Genomic DNA, 21,087 nt, shown 5'->3' with positions numbered 1-21,087 from the left:
GTGGAGACGCGGACGCAGGTGGGCATCATCGGGGCCGGGCCGGCCGGCCTGGTGCTCGCCCACCTGCTCCGGCAACGCGGGATCGACTGTGTGGTGCTGGAGCGGCAGTCCCGGTCCTATGTGGAAGCACGGATCCGGGCCGGTGTCCTTGAGCACGGCACGGTCGACCTGCTGACCTCGCTGGGGCTGGCCGACCGGCTGCACCGCGAGCGGATGGTGCACCACGGCATCGAGCTGCTGTTCGAGCGGTCAGCGCATCGGATCCCGCTGACCGAGCTGGCCGGGCACGAGATCTCCATCTACGGGCAGCACGAGGTGGTGAAGGACCTGATCGCGGCCTGGGACGGGCCGTTGCACTTCTCGGTGTCGTCGGTCGCGCTCTCGTCTCTCGACTCCGCGCCGGTCGTATCCTATGTGGATTCCTCGGGTGTGCCTCAGGTGCTGCGGTGCGACGTGATCGCGGGATGCGACGGGTTCCACGGCGTTTCGCGGGCGTCGATCCCGCCGTCGGTGCTTCGCGTCTACCAGCGTGACTACCCGCACGCCTGGCTGGGGATCCTCGCGCAGGCGCCGCCGTCGTCCGAGGAGCTGATCTACGCGCACAGCTCCCGGGGTTTCGCGCTGCACAGCATGCGCTCCCCGACCGTGACCCGGATGTATCTCCAGGTGCGGCCCGACGAGGACCTGTCGCTCTGGCCCGACGAGCGCATCTGGAGCGAGCTGCGGGCACGTCTCGACCGGTCCGAATCAACGTGGTCGTTGGCCGACGGCCCCATCCTGGAACGCTCGGTCGCGGCGATGCGTAGCTTCGTCGTGTCGCCGATGCGGTACGGGCGGCTGTTCCTGGCCGGGGACGCGGCGCACATCGTGCCGCCGACCGGTGCCAAGGGGCTCAACCTGGCCGTGGCCGACGTGAAGGTGCTCGCCGACGCGCTGTCGTCCTTCTACGCGACAGGGGATTCGGCCGGGCTCGACGCGTACTCGTCGACGTGTTTGCAACGGGTCTGGCGGGTTCAGCACTTCTCCTGGTGGATGACGTCGATGCTGCACCCGACCGGGGACGACCCGTTCGACCTGGCGCTGCAGCTCGCGCAACTGCGCTACGTCACCTCGTCGCGGGCGGCGGCGACGTCGCTGGCCGAGAACTACGTCGGCTTCCCGTTCCCGTGAGGTTCCGCTGGTCCACGGCCGCCTGGCTCGTGGCCGTGCTGCTCGCCGCCGTCAACCTCCGCCCGGCCATCGCGTCCGTGCCGCCGATCGTCGACGCGGTGCGCGGGTCGCTCGGGCTGTCCGCCTCGGCCGCCGGGGTGCTCACGTCGGTGCCCGTGGTCTGCATGGGGCTCTTCGCGCCGGCCGCGGCATGGGCGGCGGCGCGGTGGGGCACCGGGCGGACGATGGCGCTCGCGCTGGCCCTGCTGACCGTCGCGACGGCGGTGCGGCCGTTCGGTGGGGTGAGCCTGCTCTACGGCGCGACCGTGCTGGCCGGTGTGGCGATCGCGGTCGGTGGGGCGCTGATGCCGGCGCTGGTCCGGGCCCGGTTTCCCGAGCGGGTCGGTCCGGTCACCGGGCTCTACACGACGGCGCTGATCTCGGGCGCGCTGATCAGCGCCGGCGGCACGGAGCCGCTGCGCGCGCTGCTCGGCTCCTGGCAGGCGGCGTTGGCGGTCTGGGCCGTGCCGGCCGCTTTGGCGCTGGTGGTGTGGTTGTCCGCGCGGCCGGCGGGTCGCGCTCCGGGTGCGGCCATGACCGCCCCGAGCGGGTGGTCGCCGTGGCGGGACCGGACCGCGTGGCTGGTCACGCTCTACATGGGCGGGCAGTCGCTGCTGTACTACGCGCCGCTGGCCTGGTTGGCCGCGCGCTACACCGAGTTGGGCTGGTCGCCCGCGCGGGCCGGCGGCCTGCTCGCGCTGTTCAGCGCCACGCAGGTAGTGTCCGCGCTCGTCGCGCCGGCACTGGCCCGCCGGGATCCGCTGCCCGCGATCGTGGCCGCCCTGGTGATCGCCGTCGGATGTCTCGGGCTGATCGCGGTCGCGCCGCGCAGCGCGCCGGAGCTGTGGGTGGGGCTGCTCGGCATCGGGGTCGGCGCGAACTTCTCGCTCGCGTTGACCGTCGTGGGCCAGATCGCGCCGACACCGGCGGACACGCCGAAGGCGTCCGGGATGGCGTTCTTCGTCGGGTACCTGCTGGCCTCGGCCGGCCCGGTCGGCGTGGGATTCCTGCACGACGTGACCGGCGGCTTCCGGTTGCCGTACCTCGCGCTGGTCCTGCTCGGTCTCGTGACGCTCGTGTTCGGGGTGGCGGCCGCCCGGTCACTGCCAGAGCGCGGCGCCGATGGCGACACCGGCCGCGGCCGCGCCGAGACCAGCGGCGATGCTCACGACCGCGTTGGCTAGGGCGCGCCGCGGCGCATCCTGTTCGAGCAGGCGCACGGTCTCGTAGCCGAACGTCGAGTAGGTGGTCAGCGCGCCGCAGAAACCGGTGCCGACCAGGGCGTACACCCCCGTGGTGGTGGTCGTGCCCCCGGCCACGAGGCCCAGGACGAGGCTGCCCGCGACGTTGACGGTGAGCGTGCCGAACGGGAAGTGGCCGCTGTGCAGGCGCTGGATCGCGCGGTCGGTGAGGTAGCGGGCCGGCGCGCCGAGCGCGGCGCCGATGGCGACGAACAGCAGGGTCACGCGGTGACCAGCCAGGTCACGGCGCGGGCGGCGGTCATGCCGACGAACACCGCCACGCACGCGGCGGCCAACGTGGTCACCAGGTAGAACGCGGCCATGCCGGGCGCGCCGGCCGCGATCAGGTTCCGGATCTCCACCGCGTACGTGCTGAAGGTGGTGTAACCGCCGAGGACGCCGACGCCGAGGAACGGGCGGAGCAGGCGCTGCCGGGTGAAGATGTCGGTGACGACCACCATCAGCGCGCCGATCAGCAGGCTGCCGGTGACGTTGATCACGAACGTGGCCCAGGGGAAACCGCCGGTCGGCGTGGGCCAGGCCTGGCTGATGCCGTAGCGCGCCAGGGCGCCGAGCACTCCGCCCGCGGAGATCGCTCCTATCACCGGCCAGTGTGTTTCGGTGCGCTGGCTGGGGATTTCGAGGTCGATGTCGGAGTCGGTGGGCAGCCCCGGCTCGGGCTCTGTAAACCTCATGACTCTCCCCCCGCCGCCGGTCACGATGGTAGTGGGAATGTCGCACCCGGCGGATAGAACGGACAGGACACACACCCGCCAACGGAGGAGCGCCATGACTTCCACCCTGTCGGCTCAGGTATCGGGCCCGGTGCTGGCCCCTTACGACGAGGGCTACGCCGACGAGGTCTCCGCCTTCAACCTGGCCGCCACGCACACGCCACAGCTCGTGGTCGGCGCGACGTCCGCGGCCGACGTCGCCGCCGCCGTCCGCTACGCCGGCGACCACGGCCTGCACGTCACCGTCCAGAGCACCGGCCACGGTGCCGAGTCCTCGATCACCTCGGGGCTCATGATCAGCACCAAGCGGCTCGACCGGCTGACCGTCGATCCGGCGACCCGCACCGCCACCGTCGGCGCCGGCCAGCGCTGGGGTGCCGTGGTGGCCGCCGCGGCCGAGCACGGGCTGCTGCCGATCGCCGGCGCCGCGTCCACCGTGGGCGTCGTCGGCCTGGTGACCGGCGGCGGCGTGGGCCCGCTGGCGCGCAGCCACGGCGCCGCGTCCGACTACGTCGAGAGCTTCACGGTGGTCACCGGGGCCGGCGAGATCGTCTCGGCCAGCCGCACCGACCACCCTGACCTGTTCTGGGCGCTGCGCGGCGGCAAGTGGGGCCTCGGCATCGTCACCGAGATGGTGATCCGCCTGGTCCCGCTGCGGCAGCTCTACGGCGGTGCGCTGTTCTTCGACGGGGCCGACATCGAGCCGGCGCTGCGGGCGTGGGTCGACTACACGGCCGGCGCCGACGACCAGGTCACCACCAGCGCTGCGATCATCCGGATGCCGCCGTTCGAAGCGATTCCCGAGGCGCTGCGCGGGCGCACGCTGCTGACGGTGCGGTTCGCCTACCCGGGCCCGGTCGACGAGGGTGCGCGGCTGGCCGCACCGTTGCGCGCGGCCGCGCCGGTCTACCTCGACCTGCTCGGCGAGCTGCCGGCGGGCCAGATCGCGAAGATCCACAACGACCCGACCGAGCCGGCCGCGAGCCAGCTCTACGGCATGTTGCTCGACCCGATCGACCAGGACTTCGCCACCACGTTCCTGTCTTTCTTCGGTCCCGCTGTCGAGTCGCCGTTCGTCGTGGCGGAGCTGCGACACCTGGGCGGCGCGGTGGCGCGCGACGTCGAGGGTGGCTCGGCGGTCGCGGGCCGGGCGGGCAGCTTCTCGTTCGGGATGATCGGCTTGCGGCCCGACCTGTTCGACAAGGTCCTGCCCGACACGGCGTGGGACGCGCGCGAGGCGGTGGCCCGCTGGGTGCGCACCGACTGCAACCCCAACCTGATGGGGCTGCCGGTGACGGCCGAGCGGTTGGCGACCATGTGGAGCGAGGGCGCCAACACCCGGCTGGGCGAGGTCCGTTGGCGCTACGACCCCGACGGTGTGTTCGCCAAGCCCGCGTGATCTTGATCTTGCTGGTCGGTGGCCTGTGACCTGGGGTTTTTTGGTGAATCATCGGTTTAGTGATATGCGCGTTTCTTATGGTGATTGAGCAGCTTCCATCGTGACGCCCGTGCCGGGCGTGATTCGTGAGGAGTAGCTCCATGCGCAAACGCGTCACCATGGCATCCATCGCGGCGGTCGCTGCCGTGATGGCGATCGGCGCCGCGCCCGCTGTGGCGGTCGCACCGAGCCCGACCGCCACGACCGGCATCACCTTCCAGATCACCGCCGCCGGCCTGGGCATCACCGCGCCGGTCACCGTCAACCTCGGCACCGGCGTCTCCGGCGGCACGGTCAGCGGGTCGATCGGCCCCGTGACGGTCACCGACCAGCGCGGTCTGCTCGCGGCCACGTGGACCGCCACCGTCTCGTCGACCGCCTACACGACCGGCGGTGGGACCGCGGCCGAGACGATCCCGGCTGTCGACGCGACGTACACCGCTGGCACGCCGACCGCGACCACGGGCGTGCCGGTGCCGGTGACGGGCGTTCCCGGCACCCTCGGCGCACCGCGCACCGCCTACACCGCCACGGCGGTCGGCTCCAACTCGGCCACCTGGAACCCGACCCTCTCGATTGCCGTGCCCGCGGCCGCGGTGGCCGGCACGTACTCGGGAACGGTGACCCATTCGGTGGCGTGACCGGTTGCACCTGGCAGTGGCGATCGCGGCCCTCGTGGCCGCGGTCGTCGTTCCGTCGTCCTCGGCCGCCGCGGACGACAACCAGGTGGGCATCCGGCTGCTCGAAGCGCCCGTGGCACGCCGCGACGACCCGCGGGCGCACATGTACATCGTGGACCACCTGTCGCCCGGCACGCGGATCAGCCGGCACTTCGAGGTGGTCAACCGCACGGACGAGACCCGGGAGTTCGAGATCTATCCCGGTGCGGCCGACATCCGGGACAACGAGTTCGCGTTCGGCAGCGAACGCGAGGGCAACGAACTGACGTCGTGGACGACGCTGTCCACGTCCAAGGGCACCCTGGGCCCGGGCGAGAGCCTGGAGGTCGAGGCGACGATCACGGTGCCGAAGCAGGCGTCGCGGGGCGAGCGGTACGCGGTGCTCTGGGCCGAGACGCGGGCCGCGCCCGACAAGCACGGCAACATCGGTGCGGTCCGGCGGGCCGGGATCCGGGTCTATCTCAGCGTCGGTCCCGGTGGCGAGCCGGTCTCCAGCTTCGACATCGGCGAGGTCACCGCTGCCCGGGGGGCGGACGGGGTGCCGCGGATCTCGGCGCTGGTGCGCAACACGGGCGAGCGGGCCCTGGACATCAGCGGCACGCTCAACCTCTCGTCCGGGCCGGGCAACATGCGGGCGGGCCCCTACCGGTTGGCCACCGCGGCGACCCTCGCACCGGGCGCGAGCGGGATCGTGGTGGCGGCCCTGGACGCGAAGCTGCCGGACGGCGAGTGGCGGCTGGACCTGTCGCTGGCCAGCGGCACGGTCAAGCACCAGCGCGACTTCGCGGTGGTCATCGCGGCGCCGGGCCTGAGCATGGTCGCCAAGGTGGTCGAGAACTGGTGGACCTGGGTCGGCCCGATCATCGGGGCGGTGCTGGTCGCGGCTCTGGCTCTCCTGGTGCTGGTGCGCCGCCGCCGGATGTCGGCGCGGGACGTCGACGGCACCCGCTACCGACCGCGGCACCGCTGATCAGGCGCGCTCCATCAGCACCTCGTCGGGATCCGCCGGGTTCGGTCCGACATGGACGAACCCGGCGCGCTCGTAGAGCTTCGTCGCGGCGGCGTTGTCGGCCTTGACCGAGAGCCGCACCGCGGACGCCCCGGACTCGGCGGCCCAGCGCACGATGCCGTCGAGCAGGGCGTCACCGACACCGCGACCGCGCCCGGCCGGGCTCACCCAGACGGAGATGACCTCGACCGCACCGTCGCCGGTGGGCACGCCGCTGGCCATGCCGACGGGTTGGTCGCCGAGAAAGGCGACCAGGTCGCGCGCCCCCGGGATGCGCAACCGCTGACGCCACTGCTCCTCCACGGCGTCCTGCCAGCCGGCGAGCGTGGACCCGAACGCGTAGGGCGCCTCCGCGAGCGCGGCCAGCCGCAACTCGCGCCAGAGCTTCCAATCGTCCTCGGCCAACACGCGAAGATCCACCATGGCGAGCAGAATGCCCCACCTCACCGCCGGCCGCCACTCGGATTGCCAACCCGCGGACTGCGCCGGCACGCCCACGGGGCTGACGCCGGCCGCCGCGGATGGTTCGCGCCGGTAACGCGGCGCGCCAACATCCGGGATCGCTGAGGGTCGTCAGGAGATTTCGGCCTGTTCTCGGGCCGTTTCGCGTTGCACCGGTTGGTGGGCTGGAGCGCGCAGGCCGCGGACGCCCGGGGCGAGTGCCGCGCCCGCGGTTGCCAGCACGACCAGGGCGGCGCAGCCCCACAGGGCCGCCGGTGTGCCGGTCAGGCCCGCGATCGGCCCGGCGACCAGCAGGCCGAGCGGCGCGAAGGAGAGCGAACCCAACAGGTCCCAGGAGCTGACCCGGGACAGGGCCTCGGCCGGCACCTCGCGCTGCATGGTGGTCGACCACAGGACGCCGAAGATGTCGCCGGCGACGCCGGCTAGGAACGCGGCGGCCACCACCACCGGGAGCGGGGTCGCGGCCGCCAGCAGGGCCATCGGCAGCGCGGCCACCGCCGTCACCAGGGCCGCGACCAGCACCGGGCGGCGCGGGTGGATGCGGACCGCGATGCCGACGCCCAGGAACGTGCCCGCCGCCTGGGCCGCCGTGATCGCCGACCAGGCCTGGGCGCCGCCGAGGCCCTCGACCGTGAGCAGCGGGCCGAACACACCGACGTAGGCGTTGATCGCCGCCACCACGAACGCGTACTGCGCCACGACCGCCCACAGCCATTGGCGCGAGGAGAACTCGCGCCAGCCGCGGCGCAGTTCCGACCAGACGGAGGCCGGCGGGCGCGGCGCGGCGGACCCGGTGCGGCGGATGCCGGCGATCAACGCCGCGGACACGAAGAACGACGCGGCGTTGAGCGTGACCGCCCAGCCCGCGCCGAACAGCGCCACCGTCGTGCCGGCCAGCGACAGGCCGAGGATCAGCCCGAGGTTGAAGCCGATCCGGAGCAGCCCGTTGGCGTCCTGGCGGCGCTCGGGCGGCACCAGGTCGGGCACGACGCCGTCGTACGCCGGCAGGAACGCGGCACTGGCGACCCCGGCCAGTGCCGCGAACACGCAGACCGCCGTGAGCGGCGCCTGGCCGGTGAGGAACATCAGGGCCAGGCCCGTCCAGGCGACGCCGGCGAAGAGTTCGGCGGCCAGCAGCACGCGGCGGCGCGGGAACCGGTCGCCGATCACGCCGCCGGCCAGGATCAGCACGAGCTGGGGGAGGGCCTGGCAGGCGAGTACGACGGAGAGCTTCGTCGGCGACGCGCCGGGCAGCGCCAACACCGCGAAGGCGAGGGCGACCCGGCCGAAGCCGGTGCCCAGCACGGAGATCGTGCGGGCGGTGAACAACAGTGCGAACGGTCGATCAGCAAGCAATGCACGCATCGGCCACGGACCTTAGCGGACACCGCTGCCGGCCTCAGCCCACTTTGTAGGTCTGGTGCGTCACCCCCGAGGCGAACACGTCGCACTTCTCGAGCGTCAGGCGGACCTGGGGACCGTCGTCCTCGAAGAGGCGGGTGCCCGCGCCCACGACGATCGGGTGGATCAGGAGGCTCAGGCGGTCGATCAGGCCCGCGCGCAACAGCGTGCGGACCAGGGTGGTGCTGCCGGTCACCGAGATCGGGCCGCCCGGGCCCGCCTTGAGGTCCGCCACCCGCGTCGCCACGTCGCCGTCCGGCAGCAGGCGGGAGTTGCGCCAGGCCAACGACGACAGGCTGCGGGAGACCACGACCTTCTCCGGCCGGTTCATCGGGCCGCCGATCGGGTCGTCGTCCGCCAGGTTGGCGAACGCGCCCGCGAAGCTCTCGTAGGTCACCCGGCCCAGCAGGAGCGTGTCCGCCGGGTCGGAAAAGATGGCGGACATCATCTCCTGGTCCACGTACGGCATGTGCCACTTCTCCGGCGACTCCACCACGCCGTCCAGGGAGATGAACTGACCCACCGTGATCGTGCGCATTTCCGTGCCTCCTCGACACCACCGGGCGGCGGCCTGTCCGCCTCCACACCTGTGCCGCGAACGGGCCGGGCGGATTTCGACACACCCCTCGGCTAGATTTCTCAGGTGCGCTACCTGATGACGCTCAACGCTCCCGTCCGGCCGCCCGACCAGGAGCTTTACGCCGAGATGGGCAAGTTCGTCGAAGAGATGTCCAAGGCCGGCATCCTGATCGCCACCGGCGGGCTCGCCATGGACGGCACCCATGTCAGCGCCCGGAACGGCAAGGTGACCGTGGTCGACGGGCCCTTTCCCGAGACCAAGGAGACGATCATCAGCTTCGCGCTGGTCGACGTCGGGTCCAAGGACGAGGCCATCGCGCTCAGCCGGCGGTTCTTCGCCATCCAGGGCGACGGCGAGGGCGACCTGCGCCAGGTCTACGGCCCGGAGTAGCCCGATGGACCCGCGGGCCACCGTCGCGGCGGTCTGGAAGGACGAGTCCGCGCGGATCGTCGCCGCCCTGACCCGGCTCGTCCGCGACGTCGGGCTCGCCGAAGACCTGGCCCAGGATGCCCTGCTCGCCGCGCTCGAGGAGTGGCCCGGCAAAGGCGTGCCGGCCAACCCCGGCGGTTGGCTGATGCTCACCGCCAAGCACCGGGCGATCGACCGGCTGCGCCGCGACGACCGGCTGCGTGCCAACCTGGCCGAGCTGGGCCGCGCCGCCGAGCAGCAGCAGCACCACGTCGACGACATCCCCGACGAGACCGACATCGGCGACGACGTACTCCGGCTGATCTTCATCGCCTGTCATCCCGCGCTGTCCCGCGAGGCCAGCGTCGCGCTCACACTCCGGATGATCGGTGGCCTGACCACCGCCGAGATCGCCCGCGCGTTCCTCGTGCCCGAGCCGACGATCGGGCAGCGGATCTCCCGCGCCAAGCGCACCCTCGGCGACCGCAAGATCCCGTTCGAGGTGCCGCCGCCCGAGGAACGCACGGCGCGGCTGGCCGCCGTCCTCGAAACCATTTATCTGATCTTCAATGAGGGGTACGCCGCGACGGCGGGCGACGACTGGATGCGGCCTGCCCTGGCCATGGAGGCCGTCCGGCTCGGCCGGATGCTGGCCGGGCTGGCCCCCGACGAGCCCGAGGTGCACGGTCTGGTCGCCCTGATGGAGCTGCACGCCTCGCGGATGGCCGCGCGGCTCGGTCCCGGCGGCGAGCCGGTGCCGCTGCTCGAGCAGGACCGCGACCGGTGGGACCGGGAGCTGATCCGCAGCGGTTTCGCCGCCCTGCTCAACGCACAGCGCTCCACCGAAGCGCCCGGGCCCTACGTGCTGCAGGCCGCGATCGCCGCCACCCACGCGCGGGCGGGCGACCCCGACGACACCGACTGGGTGCAGATCGCCGGCCTCTACGAGCTCCTGGTCCGCCAGACCCCGACGCCCGTGGTCGAGCTCAACCGCGCGGTCGCCGTGGCGATGGCGTTCGGCCCCGAGCGCGGGCTGGCGATCGTCGACGGGCTCGACGGCGAGCTGCGCGACTACCACCTGCTCCCGGCCGTCCGCGGTGACCTGCTGCGGCGCCTCGGCCGCGACGCGGAGGCCCGGGCCGAGTTCGCCCGCGCCGCCACGCTGGCCCGCAACGCCAAGGAGCGCGACGTGCTCCTCGCCCGCGCTGCGATGTAGCCGGAGTTCGCCACCAAGACATCTACATGTATCGACGCGTTGTGGATGGTCGGGTCGACTGGGATCCGTGAGCGGACACCACGGACACCACCACACCCACGGACACGACGACCACGGCAACCTGAGCCGGCGCGGCCTGCTGGCCGGCGCGGGCGGCCTGATCCTGCTCGGTGCCGCGCCCGGCGCCGCACAGGCCGCACGGGTCCAGGTCGCGCCCGGCCTCGCCGCCGGCGCGGACCGGGCCTCCCGGATCACCCAGGGCACCACGCTGGTGCACGGCGACCTGCACAACCACAGCCTGATGTCCGACGGCGACGGCAACCCCGACCTCGTCTTCGGCTCGATGCGCGACGCCGGCCTCGACGTCGCCGCCCTCACCGACCACGCCACGCTCTTCGCGATCGAGGGGCTGAGTCGGTCCGAGTGGAACCGGGCCGGCGCGCTGGCCGACGCCGCCAACGTGCCGGGCAGCTACACCGCGCTGCGCGGCTTCGAGTGGACCCACCCGCTGCTCGGCCACGCCAACGTCTGGTTCACCAACGACTTCGTCGACCTGGCCGGCGCGAGCAGCATGAGCCGGTTCTTCGGTTGGCTGGCCGGGCGCGGCGGCGTCGCCGGCTTCAACCACCCGGGCCGCGAGATCCTGCGCTTCGACAACTTCAGCTTCAACAGCGGCGCCCGCGAGCAGATGGTCAGCATGGAGATCTTCAACCGCGGCGACGACTACCTGTTCGACGGCTGGTCCAGCACCGGCTCCTCGCCGCTGGTCGCCTGTCTCAACGCGGGTTGGCGCACCGGGCTGATCGGCGTCACCGACGAGCACGGCACCAACTGGGGCTTCCAGGAGGGCCTGGGCCGGGCCGGCCTGTGGGTCACCGGCAACACCCGCAACGAGGTGCTGGCCGCCATGCGGGCCCGGCGCTTCTTCGCCACCCGGGAGAGCGGCTTCCGCCTCGACGCCACCGCCGGCGGTATCCGGATGGGCGGAGTCCTCGGCATCACCTCGGGCGCCGTGCAGTTCCAGGTCGACCTCGACCGTGGCCCGGAGTGGGTCGGCAAGCCGCTGCACATCCAGGTGCTGCGCCCCGACACCCGGGCGCCGCGGGTGGTCGACGTGATCGAGACGACCGCCGGCTCCGTCGCCACGTTCACCGTGCCGCTGAACGTGGCCGACGGCAACTGGGTCGTGCTGCGGGTCTCCGACCCGAGCCGGCCCAACCCGTCGCCCGGCCCGGCCGGCCACCCGTGCAACGACTTCGGCGTGGCCTACTCGAGCCCGTGGTGGCTCCAGCCCTGACCGTCACCTGGAGCGCCCGCCTCTTGCTGGCAGGCGCTCCGTCCTGTTCACCTCCGCGCCGTCTGGCGCGCGCCGGCCCGATCGCCGGCGGTCGTCGGCGCTGACTAGACCGGCGGTGTGAACCGACACCTTCGCCGCATCGCGGCCGCCGTGGCGGCCGCCGGCACACTTGCCGTCACCGCCCTCGCCCTGCCCGCGCCGGCCTTGGCGGCGCCGCTCGGCCAGGTGCGGCTGTCGCAGACCTCCGGCTCGGTCGACACGAACCCGATCTTCGCCTCCGCCGCCGCGAGCGCGCCCTGCCCGGCCGGGTACGGCTCCGACGCGGCGGTCCGGATCGGCCCGGTCGGCGGCCCGTACGCCAACGTGGCCACGCCGCTGCGGGACGGCGGCTACGACACGAAGGCCGTGACCGCCAAGCCGAACCGGTCGTTCGCCATGGCGCTGGGCAACGTGCGGCCGACCGACGGCGAGTGGCAGGTCGTGGTCGAGTGCTACAGCGTGGCCCAGGGGATGCACCCGGAGCGGTTCGTCACCCCGATCACGGTCTCCGGCGCCCGCTGGCGCACCGGCCGCCCCGCCGGCGCCCCCGCGGACCCGTCCGCCGGCGGGGCCTCGCCGAGCGCCTCCGGGCAGCCGCCGTCGGCCGGCGCGAGCTCCGGCCCGCCCGACGTCAGCGGCGCCGACCAGGCCGAGCTCGACGCCCGGCTCGCCGCGAACAACCGCACCGGCAAAGCCTCCTTCGGCAACGCGTGGTGGATCGCCGGACTCGTCGGTGTTCTTTGCGTATTCGGACTGGTTTTCCTGTTGACCCGCCGTAGCCCCGGCAAATCCCGCTGAATCCGGGCACGTTCATCCCACTGGCGCAGGTCGATAGCTGAACGGTGGATACGTCAATACGTGCTGTTCATCTCCCGCATGTCTGGCGTGCGCACGAGTCGTCGCGCGGAGTCATGGTCCCTGCGGAATCTGATGCCGGTCGCGTCGCGAGCCACCAGCTCGCCGAGCGGGGAGACGCGGCTGGCGTGCGACGACGCACGCGGAACACAGGAGGGACCGACAGTGCAGCGTTCCCGATTCGTCTTTCTGGCCCTGCCTATGCCGGAGGGCAATGCGACCGACGCCGATCGGGCGCCGGTCGAAGGGATCCTGTGGATGCTTGTTTCGCCGAACAACCGACCGTTGGGCCGCGGCACGACGTATCACGAGGCCTATGCCGAATGCCGGAGTTCGGTGGAGCACATCAAGGCGAACGCGCACCGGGTCGTGCCGGTCGAGACCACCGTCGAGCGCACCGGGCAGTGGACCTGGCGGATCGAGCTCGACGGCGCGCCCGTGGCGGCCTCCAGCCGCTCGTACCTGCGTACCCGGGAATGCGCCTACAACCTGACCAAGTTCCTGGAGGCGCTGCCGACGGCCGACATCGTGGCCGGCACGCGCAGTGCTCGGCGCGGGCGCGCGCGGGTCGAGCCGTCGGTCGGCTGGCGCCGGGGCGAGCGACTACGTGGCGGGCTGGCCGGCTGATGGTGCTCGTCGACGAACCGCGCGCGACCGTCACACCGTCCACTCCGGACGGGCCGGCGGACCGACCGCGCGCGGTGCGCACCAGGCTGCTGGCCAGCGACCACGTGTTCCGCACCGTGGCTCGGGTGGCCGGCTCGATGGTGCTGGTCATCATGCTGCTGGTCGGCATCTTCCTGAGCGTCCAGGCCTGGCCCGCGGTGCGCCGCGCCGGCTGGGGCTTTCTGACCACACAGGACTGGGACACCGAGGGCAACCACTTCGGCGTGGCCGGCGTGCTGGTCGGCACGATCCTGATCGCGCTCGTGGCGATCACGATCGCGCTGCCGCTGGCGATCGGGGCCGCGCTCTACATCTCCGAGTACGCGCCGCGCCGGATCGCACCGGTCCTGGTGAACCTGGTCGACCTCATGGCCGCCGTGCCGAGCGTGGTCTACGGCATCTGGGGCTTCTTCCTCCTGCAGCCGCACCTGCTGGTCGTCGGCAACCAGGGTGAGGGCCTGCCGCGCTGGCTCACCACGTACTTCGGCTGGATCCCGCTGTTCGCGGTCGACGAGTACCAGCCGCGCGACCCGGAGGCCAGCGCCAGCCGGCTGACGTCCTCGACGTTCATCGCCGGGATCGTCGTGGCGATGATGGTCACCCCGATCATCGCGTCGGTGATGCGCGAGGTGTTCGCGCAGGCGCCGCCCGGCGAGCGGGAGGGCGCGTACGCGCTGGGCGCCACGAAGTGGGGCATGATCCGCTCGGTCGTCTTCCCGTTCGGCCGGGGTGGCATGATCGGCGCCACCATGCTCGGCCTGGGCCGGGCACTCGGCGAGACGATCGGCGTCGTCCTGATCATCTCGATCGGCTTCGTCATACAGCCGCACATCCTGCAGAACGGCGGCGGGTCGATCTCGTCGTTGATCGCATCGCGCTACCAGGAGTCCACCGAGCTCGGCGTGGCCGCGCTGATGGGTGCCGGCCTCGTGCTGTTCGGCATGACGTTGGTGGTCAACATGCTCGCCGGCGTGATCATCAGCCGCAGCCGGTCGGGCGCGTCGAGCGAGGCATAGCGATGACGACAACCATGGAAGCACCGACCACGACGACGACGCTGCCCGAGCGCGCCGCGGACCCGGGCGTCGAGGTGCGCCGGACGACCGGGTCCATGCGCCGCACCGACGTGTTCGTCGCGCTCGGCGCCGCCTGGGCCGCCCTGTCGCTGACCGCGCTGCTGTTCACCCGGCTCACCCCGTTCGACGGTGCTCTGGGCTTCGTCGTGGTGACGTTCGTGCTGTTCGTCGCGATCTACGGACTGCTGACCGGCCTGGACGAGCGCGGACCGACCGTGCGCGACCGGATCGCCGCCGTCCTCGTGCACGGGCTGGCCGTACTCATGCTGATCGCGCTCGTGGTCGTGGTGGTGTTCACCTTCTACCGCGGCCTGGACGCGCTGGGCCACCGCAACTTCTACACGCAGGACATGCGCGACGCCGGTCCGCTGCAACCCCTGTCGGTGGGCGGCATCCGGCACGCGGTGATCGGCACGCTCGAGCAGATCGGGATCGCGCTCGCCTTCACCGTGCCGATGGGTGTCGTCGCCGCGGTCTTCCTCGCCGAGCTGCCGGGCCGGTTCAGCCGGTTCGTCCGCACGATCGTCGAGGCGATGACCGCGCTGCCGTCGGTGGTGGCCGGCCTGTTCATCTACTCCTCCGTGATCCTGCTGCTGAACCAGTGGCGGGAGAGCGGGCGGCTGCCGGAGAGCCTGCACTGGCTCGCGGTCGGCAAGTCCGGCTTCGCCGCGTCGCTGGCGATCAGCGTGATGATGCTGCCGATCGTGATCCGGGCCGCGGACGTGGTCATCCGACTGGTGCCGGGCACGTTGCGGGAGGCGTCGCTGGCGCTGGGCGGTTCGCAGTGGCGGACGGTCTGGCACGTGGTGCTGCCGACCGCGCGGTCCGGCCTGATGACCGCGATCATCCTGGGTACGGCGCGCGGCATCGGCGAGACCTCGCCCGTGCTGCTCACCTCGGGCGTCACCGCGTACACGAACGCCAACCCGCTGCACGAACCGCAGATCTCCCTTCCGCTGTACGTCTTCACCTCCGTCACCCGGCCCGACGCGGGGATGATCGCGCGCGGCTTCGGCGCGGCCGCCGTGCTGATGTTCCTCGTGCTGATCCTGTTCGCGATCGCCCGGGTGATCGGCGGCAAGCCGGCCGGGCAGCTCGGCCGGGGCCAGCGCCGCCGCCGGGCCGGCCGGTCCTACCGCGACGCGGTGCGCTTCTCCCGCCGCGAACGAGCCCGACTGGCTTCGGCGCCGCCGGAGCCGATCCGTGACACCAGCGACGACACCGAGGTCAGCACATGAAAGTCCGAGCCCTGATCGCCGCCGCCACCGCGGTCGCCATCGCGGCCCTGGTGCCCGCACCCGCTGCCGCCGCACCCCGGCGCGTACCGATCAACGGGGCGGGTTCGACGTGGAGCTCCAACGCCATCGACAACTGGCGGCGGAACGTCCTGCAGCGCCAGCTCTACGTCAACTACAACCCGACCGGCTCCACCGACGGCCGCAACCAGTTCCGGAACGCCACTGTGGACTTCGGCGTCTCCGAGATCCCGTACGGCCTGCGGGACGCGTTCGGCGGTGTGGACACCCTGCCACCGCGGAAGTTCGCGTACATGCCGATCGTGGCCGGCGGCACCGCGTTCATGTACAACCTGAAGATCGGCGGCCGGCAGGTGACCAACCTGCGGCTCTCCGGCGACGTGGTGGCGGGCATCTTCACCGGAGTCATCAAGCAGTGGAACGACCCGCGGATCAAGGCCGACAACCCGGGGCTGGCACTGCCGAACCGGCGGATCGTGCCGGTGGTGCGGCAGGACGGCTCGGGCACGAGCGCGCAGTTCACGCTCTGGATGAGCAAGCAGTACCCGAGCATCTGGAACGCCTACTGCCGCAGGTTCGGCAAGCCGGCGCCGTGCGGGATCACCTCGGCGTACCCGTACCGCTCGTCAGACGGCTTCGTCGGTCAGCAGGGCTCGACCGGTGTCACGGGCTACGTCGCGCAGGCCAACGCGGAAGGCGCGATCACCTACGTCGAGTACTCGTACGCGATCGGCGCCCGGTTCCCGGTGGTGAAGCTGCGCAACGCCGCCGACTACTACGTCGAGCCGACCGCGTCGAACGTGGCCGTGGCGTTGACGAAGGCGCGGATCAACACCAACACGCGCTCGCAGGACTACCTGACGCAGATCCTCGACGACGTCTACCGCTTCACCGACCCGCGGGTGTACCCGCTGTCGTCGTACTCCTACATGATCATTCCGACCGAGACCGGTCGCGGCATCAACGAGGACAAGGGCTTCACGCTCGGCGAGTTCGCCAACTACTTCCTCTGCGAAGGGCAGCAGCAGGCCGACGTGCTCGGCTACTCGCCGCTGCCGGTGAACCTGGTGCAGGCCGGGTTCGCACAGGTCGCGCGCATCCCCGGCGCGGTCAAGCACGCCGCGCCGCTGGCACAGTGCAACAACCCCACGTTCTCGCGGGACGGGTCCAACACGCTGGCCAGGACAGCGAAACAGCCGTCGCCGTGCGACAAGCGCGGATCCAAGCAGAGCGGCGACGGTACGGCCGGCGCGCAGGCCAAGACGCCGGTGCTCGCCGCCGCACAGTGCACCTCCTCGGGACAGGCCGCCGGCGGCAACACCAACAACGCGGGTGCGGGCGGGCCCACGGCCGGGCCGTCAGCCTCGGCCAGCGCGGGTCCACAGGAAGGGTTGGCCGGCGGTGACTCCGAGCTAGTCGGTGCCGAGCCGGTCAACCTGGCCGGGCGGCCGGGCTGGGGCCTGCAGCAGACCACGATGCTGCTGGCCGGCCTGTTGGCGCTCGGTCTGGTGCTGATCCCGCCGCTGCTCGCGCAGCGCTGGCGGTCCCGCTCGGACCGGGAGCACCGGCCGTGAGGCGGCTGCGCGCGGGCGGCCTGGCACTGCTCCTGGCCGCCGGGATCGCGCTGGTGGTGCTGCCCGGGCCGGCGCCGACCCTGGCCGCGCAGGACACCATCTCGGCCGGAGGCAGCGGCGGCTCCGCCGTGACCGTGCACGGTCGCTTCGACGGCGAAGAAGACTTCACCAGCCTCGCGGTCACCGTCTCGCAGACCCGCGACCTGACCAACCAGGCGATCGAGGTCACCTGGACCGGCGGCGTACCCAGCCCGCGCACCCGCGCGCTGGGCATCGACTACCTGCAGATCATGCAGTGCTGGGGCGATCCTGCCGACGCGCTGGCTTTCCGGGAGACCTGCCAGTTCGGCATGAACATCGGTTCGCCGTTCACCGGCCGCTCCGGAACGACGTCGCAGGCGGCGAATTCGCGCTCGCTCACCGCCGGGCTCGCGGACTACCCGCTGCGCGACGGGGCCGAGGTGCTGCCGCCGGCAAACGAGCCCGACAAGCCGGGCACCCTGCAGCCGGACGCCAAGATGATCCCGTTCCGCACCGTCCAGGGCGTCCGGTTCCGGGACGGCAGCGCGGTCAGGCCGTTCAGGATGATCGAGAACCCCGCGGTCGAGGGCCAGTTCATCCAGGAGACCGACGTCGACGTGCTTCGCGAGTCGTTCGCGGAAGCCTCGACCAACGAGATCCCCTGGGCGCTCACCTCCGCCGACGGCACCGGGCGGGCGATCTTCGAGCTGCAGGACGCGGGCCGGGCGCCGGACCTCGGTTGCGGCGCGCCGAAGGTCGAGCGGGCGGGCCAGTTGGTGGACGGCCCGAAGTGCTCGCTCGTGATCGTGCCGCGCGGGCACCTGAACCCGTACGACGGAACGCCCGTGGATCCGGCGCTGGAGGCGGTGCACGGCAGCCCGTTCCTGCCGGCCAACTGGGTCAACCGCATCGTCGTACCGCTGGAGTTCCGCCCGGTGACCGGTCTCTGCCCGCTCAACCAGGCCGAGCGGCGCACCGCGGGCACCGAGATGGTGGCCGAGGCGGTCACCGCCTGGCAGCCCGGCGTCTGCGCCAACCAGGGCCCGGTGATCGGCTACTCCGCGATCGGCGACGCCGAGGCGTCCCGGCAGGTGCTCCTGACCGGCGTGGGCGCGCCCGGGATGGTGTTCACCGCCGACCCGGTGCGCCCGGGTCCCGGGCAACCACCGGTCGTCCACGCGCCGGCGACGTTGAGCGGCATGGAGATCGCGATCAACATCGACGCCAACATCGTCGATCCCAGCCAGGCTTCCGGCCAGGTGCCGCCCGACGTGCTGGCGCGCACGGGCACCGCGTTGAACGACATCAAGCTCACGCCGCGGTTGATCGCCAAGCTGCTGACCCAGAGCTACCGCCGGGACGCGAAGGACACGGAGAAGCTCGCGACGGCGAACTTCGACAACATCCGCGAGGACCCGGAGTTCCTGACCATCAACCCGATCTTCGAATGGTGGGACCGCACGCGGTCGGCCACCCTCGACGGCCTAGTGGTCTCGCTCGGCAACTCCGCCGGTTCGCGGCAGGTCTGGCAGTGGCTGCTGTCCGACGCCGAGGCCAAGGCGTTTCTCGCGGGCACGCCCGACGAGCACGGCATGACGGTCAACCCGAACTACCGCAACGTGGCGAACGCCGCGCTGGACACGTTCCCCAAGGCCGACGGCAAGTGCACCGAGGCGATCTGGGACAACGTGATCTACCCGCACTGCACGCAGAACATGCGGCCCTACATGGGCAGCCTTTCCGAGGCCGCGCTGCAGACGCTGCGGGCCGACCCCAAGGGCCGCCAGCCGACGTTCAACTTCAACCTGCTGCCGCCGAACTACGATCCGATCCCGCGGAAGCCGCCGGGCGCCAGGATGGCGATGTCCATCACGGACTCGGCGTCGGCGGCGCGCTACGGGCTCTACTCGGCGCAGCTGTGCAAGCCGAAGCGGGAGAACAAGGTGCTCGTCGGCACCGTGGAGTGCCGGACGCCGGACGACGACGGCCTACTCGCCGCCGCCGCTCTCGCGAAGAACTCCGACGTGTCCGGCGTGAAGGTGATCGACGCGGCGACCGCCTGGACGAAGAGCAAGACGGCGTACCCGCTGGCAATGATCAACTACGCGGTCGGCAACCTCCTGGAGGCGCCGGACGCGCGCAAGGACTACGCCACCCTGCTCCGGCAGATCGCCGGCGACGGCCAGCAGCCGGGCCTCGCGAGGGGCCAGCTGCCGGAGGGCTACGTGCCCCTGCCGCAGGCGATGCGCGCGCAGACCATGCGGGCGGCGGACCTCCTCGAGCGCGGCGCGCCGCCCACCTCGCCTCCGGCGACGCCACCCCCGCCGCCGGCCGCCGTGCCGACCGCCGGCGCGCTGCCGTCGATCGCGCCGGTGGCACCCTCGCCCACCGCACCGGTCGTGCGGGCCGCCGACATCACCCCGGGCGGTCCACTCGGGATGTTCGGCAACCTGATGCTGATCATCCTGATCGTCGGCCTGGCCGGCGGCATCGTCGGCCCCATCCTCAAGCGGATCGGAGCGGGGCGTTCATGAGCCACCACAGTGGAGTGAACGCGGCCGTAGGTCGGCGTTCATCCGGCCTACGTGTTGGCGGAACGCACCCGCGCGAAACGTTCGCCCGCACGCGGTATCGAGGCAGGTCCGGTGCTGGCGACGATGACCGTGCCTCGTCCGTCAGCAGGGCGGCTACGAGTCACATGCCCCGCAGAAAGGGAGCACACATGAAGGTCAAGAACGTCGGCCGGGTGGGCGCCGTCCTCCTGGCCGCCGCGCTTGGAGCAACCGTCGTGGCCGCGCCGGCCATGGCGGACCCGAACCCGGCGACCGACTTCCGGACCCTGGCCGGTGTCGGCTCGGACACCACCCAGGACGTGATGAACGGCTTCGGCACCGTGATCGTGTCGGGCGGCAACGAGGTCATCGCATCGTGGGACGCCCGTGGCACCTCGCCGATCAAGACGAAGGCCACCAACTGCACGTTCAGCCGTCCCGACGGTTCGGGTGCGGGCCGGCAGGCGCTGCGCGCCTCCGAGGGTGAGAACCTCGGTGGCACCCACGGCGGGCCGGGCTTCTTCAACGGCGTCGACGTGCGCAACTGCGTCGACTTCGCCCGTTCGTCGTCCTACGGCGGCCCGACGCCGCCGACGACCGCGGGCAACTACACCTACATCCCGTTCGGTGTGGACGCCGTGGCGCTGGCTCGTAACGTCGGCGGCGACGTGCCCGCGAACCTGTCGTTCGCGCAGGTGCAGCGGGTCTACAAGTGCTTCGACACCGCGGTCGCCGGCTCGCCGGTCACCCCGCGGTTGATCCAGGCCGCTTCCGGCACCTGGCAGTTCTGGACCGGCAAGATGCAGATCACCGAGGCCGAGATCAACCTCGGTGACTACCCCTGCCTGGCCCGGGACACCGACAGCAACCCGGCCACCCCGGCCGCGCCGAACTTCGAGCGCGTCCAGGAGCACGACGGCACCGTCCTGAACGGCAACCTGAACCAGATCGTGCCGTTCTCGGCCGGCCAGTACATCGCCCAGAGCAACGTCGCCGCGATCCAGGCCGCGACCGGTGTGACCGTGACCGACCGGCGCGGCCAGGCCGTGCTGACCGGCATGCGGCAGGGCACCGGCGCCATCCAGCAGCCCGTCGTGGGCGGCGTGCTGAACAACAACTTCCCGCTCCGGCGGGACGTCTACAACGTGGTGCCGACCGCCGACCTGGCTGTCCAGGCGGTTGCCAACACGTTCGTCGGCCCCAACTCGGCGGTCTGCACCGCCAGCGTCAACGTCGGCGGCACCCCCCGCAGCGTCATCGAGCTGTTCGGCTTCGGCAAGCGCACCGTCGGGATCGACCTGCTCAACGCCGCCTGCGGCGCGACCGACCTGAAGGCCAACGCGTAACCGAGCACAACCCGGTCCGGGCGGCCC

Annotated in this window: 20 protein-coding genes; 15 read left to right on the top strand and 5 right to left on the bottom strand. The window is 71.9% G+C overall.

The window, feature by feature from the left end; all coding sequences use genetic code 11:
* Both Air01nite_RS31220 and Air01nite_RS31215 read left to right on the top strand, forming a co-directional pair.
* Complete coding sequence (locus tag Air01nite_RS31220; protein WP_203706931.1) at nt 1-1,170, top strand: 4-hydroxybenzoate 3-monooxygenase; 1,170 nt, start codon at nt 1-3, stop codon at nt 1,168-1,170.
* Entirely contained in the window at nt 1,167-2,393 is a 1,227-nt protein-coding gene (locus Air01nite_RS31215) for an MFS transporter (RefSeq protein WP_203706930.1), read from the top strand. Before Air01nite_RS31220 ends, Air01nite_RS31215 begins: the two co-directional genes overlap by 4 nt.
* Here Air01nite_RS31215 and crcB read toward each other — a convergent pair.
* Together crcB and Air01nite_RS31205 are read right to left on the bottom strand one after the other, a co-directional pair.
* Nucleotides 2,310-2,675 carry a fluoride efflux transporter CrcB gene (gene crcB, locus Air01nite_RS31210; protein WP_203706929.1) on the bottom strand — a complete coding sequence of 122 codons (366 nt, stop codon included), beginning with the start codon at nt 2,673-2,675 and terminating at the stop codon, nt 2,310-2,312. The genes Air01nite_RS31215 and crcB overlap by 84 nt on opposite strands.
* Nucleotides 2,672-3,145 carry a fluoride efflux transporter FluC gene (locus tag Air01nite_RS31205; protein WP_203706928.1) on the bottom strand — a complete coding sequence of 158 codons (474 nt, stop codon included), beginning with the start codon at nt 3,143-3,145 and terminating at the stop codon, nt 2,672-2,674. Before Air01nite_RS31205 ends, crcB begins: the two co-directional genes overlap by 4 nt.
* Nucleotides 3,146-3,239: 94 nt before the next feature.
* On the opposite strand from Air01nite_RS31205, the gene Air01nite_RS31200 reads away from it, so the two are divergent.
* The 3 genes from Air01nite_RS31200 to Air01nite_RS31190 all read left to right on the top strand — a co-directional run bounded on the left by Air01nite_RS31200 (nt 3,240) and on the right by Air01nite_RS31190 (nt 6,272).
* Nucleotides 3,240-4,583, top strand: coding sequence for an FAD-binding oxidoreductase (locus tag Air01nite_RS31200; protein ID WP_203706927.1), 1,344 nt, complete (start codon nt 3,240-3,242; stop codon nt 4,581-4,583).
* A gap of 140 nt (nt 4,584-4,723) precedes the next feature.
* A complete protein-coding gene (locus Air01nite_RS31195; protein WP_203706926.1) occupies nt 4,724-5,263 on the top strand; it encodes a hypothetical protein in 540 nt (179 codons plus the stop codon).
* Between the two features lie 4 nt (nt 5,264-5,267).
* The gene (locus tag Air01nite_RS31190) at nt 5,268-6,272 is read left to right on the top strand and encodes a COG1361 family protein (RefSeq protein WP_203706925.1); all 1,005 of its coding nucleotides are present in this window, start codon (nt 5,268-5,270) and stop codon (nt 6,270-6,272) included.
* On the opposite strand, the gene Air01nite_RS31185 is transcribed toward Air01nite_RS31190, so the two are convergent.
* From Air01nite_RS31185 to Air01nite_RS31175, 3 genes are all read right to left on the bottom strand, one after another.
* Nucleotides 6,273-6,734, bottom strand: coding sequence for a GNAT family N-acetyltransferase (locus tag Air01nite_RS31185; protein ID WP_203706924.1), 462 nt, complete (start codon nt 6,732-6,734; stop codon nt 6,273-6,275).
* 150 nt (nt 6,735-6,884) lie between these two features.
* On the bottom strand, nt 6,885-8,138 hold the full coding sequence (locus tag Air01nite_RS31180) for an MFS transporter (protein ID WP_203706923.1): 1,254 nt from the start codon (nt 8,136-8,138) through the stop codon (nt 6,885-6,887).
* 34 nt (nt 8,139-8,172) lie between these two features.
* On the bottom strand, nt 8,173-8,712 hold the full coding sequence (locus Air01nite_RS31175; RefSeq protein WP_203706922.1) for a dihydrofolate reductase family protein: 540 nt from the start codon (nt 8,710-8,712) through the stop codon (nt 8,173-8,175).
* A gap of 105 nt (nt 8,713-8,817) precedes the next feature.
* On the opposite strand from Air01nite_RS31175, the gene Air01nite_RS31170 reads away from it, so the two are divergent.
* The 10 genes from Air01nite_RS31170 to Air01nite_RS31125 all read left to right on the top strand — a co-directional run bounded on the left by Air01nite_RS31170 (nt 8,818) and on the right by Air01nite_RS31125 (nt 21,060).
* Entirely contained in the window at nt 8,818-9,144 is a 327-nt protein-coding gene (locus tag Air01nite_RS31170; RefSeq protein ID WP_239091093.1) for a YciI family protein, read from the top strand.
* Between the two features lie 4 nt (nt 9,145-9,148).
* On the top strand, nt 9,149-10,378 hold the full coding sequence (locus Air01nite_RS31165) for an RNA polymerase sigma factor (protein ID WP_203706921.1): 1,230 nt from the start codon (nt 9,149-9,151) through the stop codon (nt 10,376-10,378).
* Nucleotides 10,379-10,445: 67 nt separating this feature from the next.
* Nucleotides 10,446-11,675 (top strand): CehA/McbA family metallohydrolase, encoded by a 1,230-nt coding sequence (locus Air01nite_RS31160; protein WP_203706920.1) that lies wholly within the window; start codon nt 10,446-10,448, stop codon nt 11,673-11,675.
* A 117-nt stretch (nt 11,676-11,792) separates the two neighbouring features.
* Complete coding sequence (locus Air01nite_RS31155; RefSeq protein ID WP_203706919.1) at nt 11,793-12,512, top strand: hypothetical protein; 720 nt, start codon at nt 11,793-11,795, stop codon at nt 12,510-12,512.
* Nucleotides 12,513-12,572: 60 nt separating this feature from the next.
* A complete protein-coding gene (locus tag Air01nite_RS31150; protein WP_203706918.1) occupies nt 12,573-13,196 on the top strand; it encodes a hypothetical protein in 624 nt (207 codons plus the stop codon).
* Nucleotides 13,196-14,251, top strand: a complete 1,056-nt coding sequence (gene pstC, locus Air01nite_RS31145; protein ID WP_203706917.1) for a phosphate ABC transporter permease subunit PstC — start codon at nt 13,196-13,198, stop codon at nt 14,249-14,251. Before Air01nite_RS31150 ends, pstC begins: the two co-directional genes overlap by 1 nt.
* A gap of 2 nt (nt 14,252-14,253) precedes the next feature.
* Nucleotides 14,254-15,549, top strand: coding sequence for a PstA family ABC transporter permease (locus tag Air01nite_RS31140; protein ID WP_239091092.1), 1,296 nt, complete (start codon nt 14,254-14,256; stop codon nt 15,547-15,549).
* Nucleotides 15,546-17,141, top strand: a complete 1,596-nt coding sequence (locus tag Air01nite_RS31135) for a phosphate ABC transporter substrate-binding protein PstS (protein ID WP_203706916.1) — start codon at nt 15,546-15,548, stop codon at nt 17,139-17,141. The genes Air01nite_RS31140 and Air01nite_RS31135 overlap by 4 nt, the downstream gene beginning before the upstream one ends.
* The gene (locus Air01nite_RS31130; RefSeq protein WP_203706915.1) at nt 17,138-19,696 is read left to right on the top strand and encodes a hypothetical protein; all 2,559 of its coding nucleotides are present in this window, start codon (nt 17,138-17,140) and stop codon (nt 19,694-19,696) included. The genes Air01nite_RS31135 and Air01nite_RS31130 overlap by 4 nt, the downstream gene beginning before the upstream one ends.
* A 188-nt stretch (nt 19,697-19,884) precedes the next feature.
* Nucleotides 19,885-21,060 carry a hypothetical protein gene (locus Air01nite_RS31125; RefSeq protein WP_203706914.1) on the top strand — a complete coding sequence of 392 codons (1,176 nt, stop codon included), beginning with the start codon at nt 19,885-19,887 and terminating at the stop codon, nt 21,058-21,060.
* Nucleotides 21,061-21,087 lie beyond the last annotated feature (27 nt).

It is taken from the genome of Asanoa iriomotensis, assembly GCF_016862515.1.
Classification (GTDB): domain Bacteria; phylum Actinomycetota; class Actinomycetes; order Mycobacteriales; family Micromonosporaceae; genus Asanoa; species Asanoa iriomotensis.
This window is presented reverse-complemented; position numbering and strand designations above follow the sequence as displayed.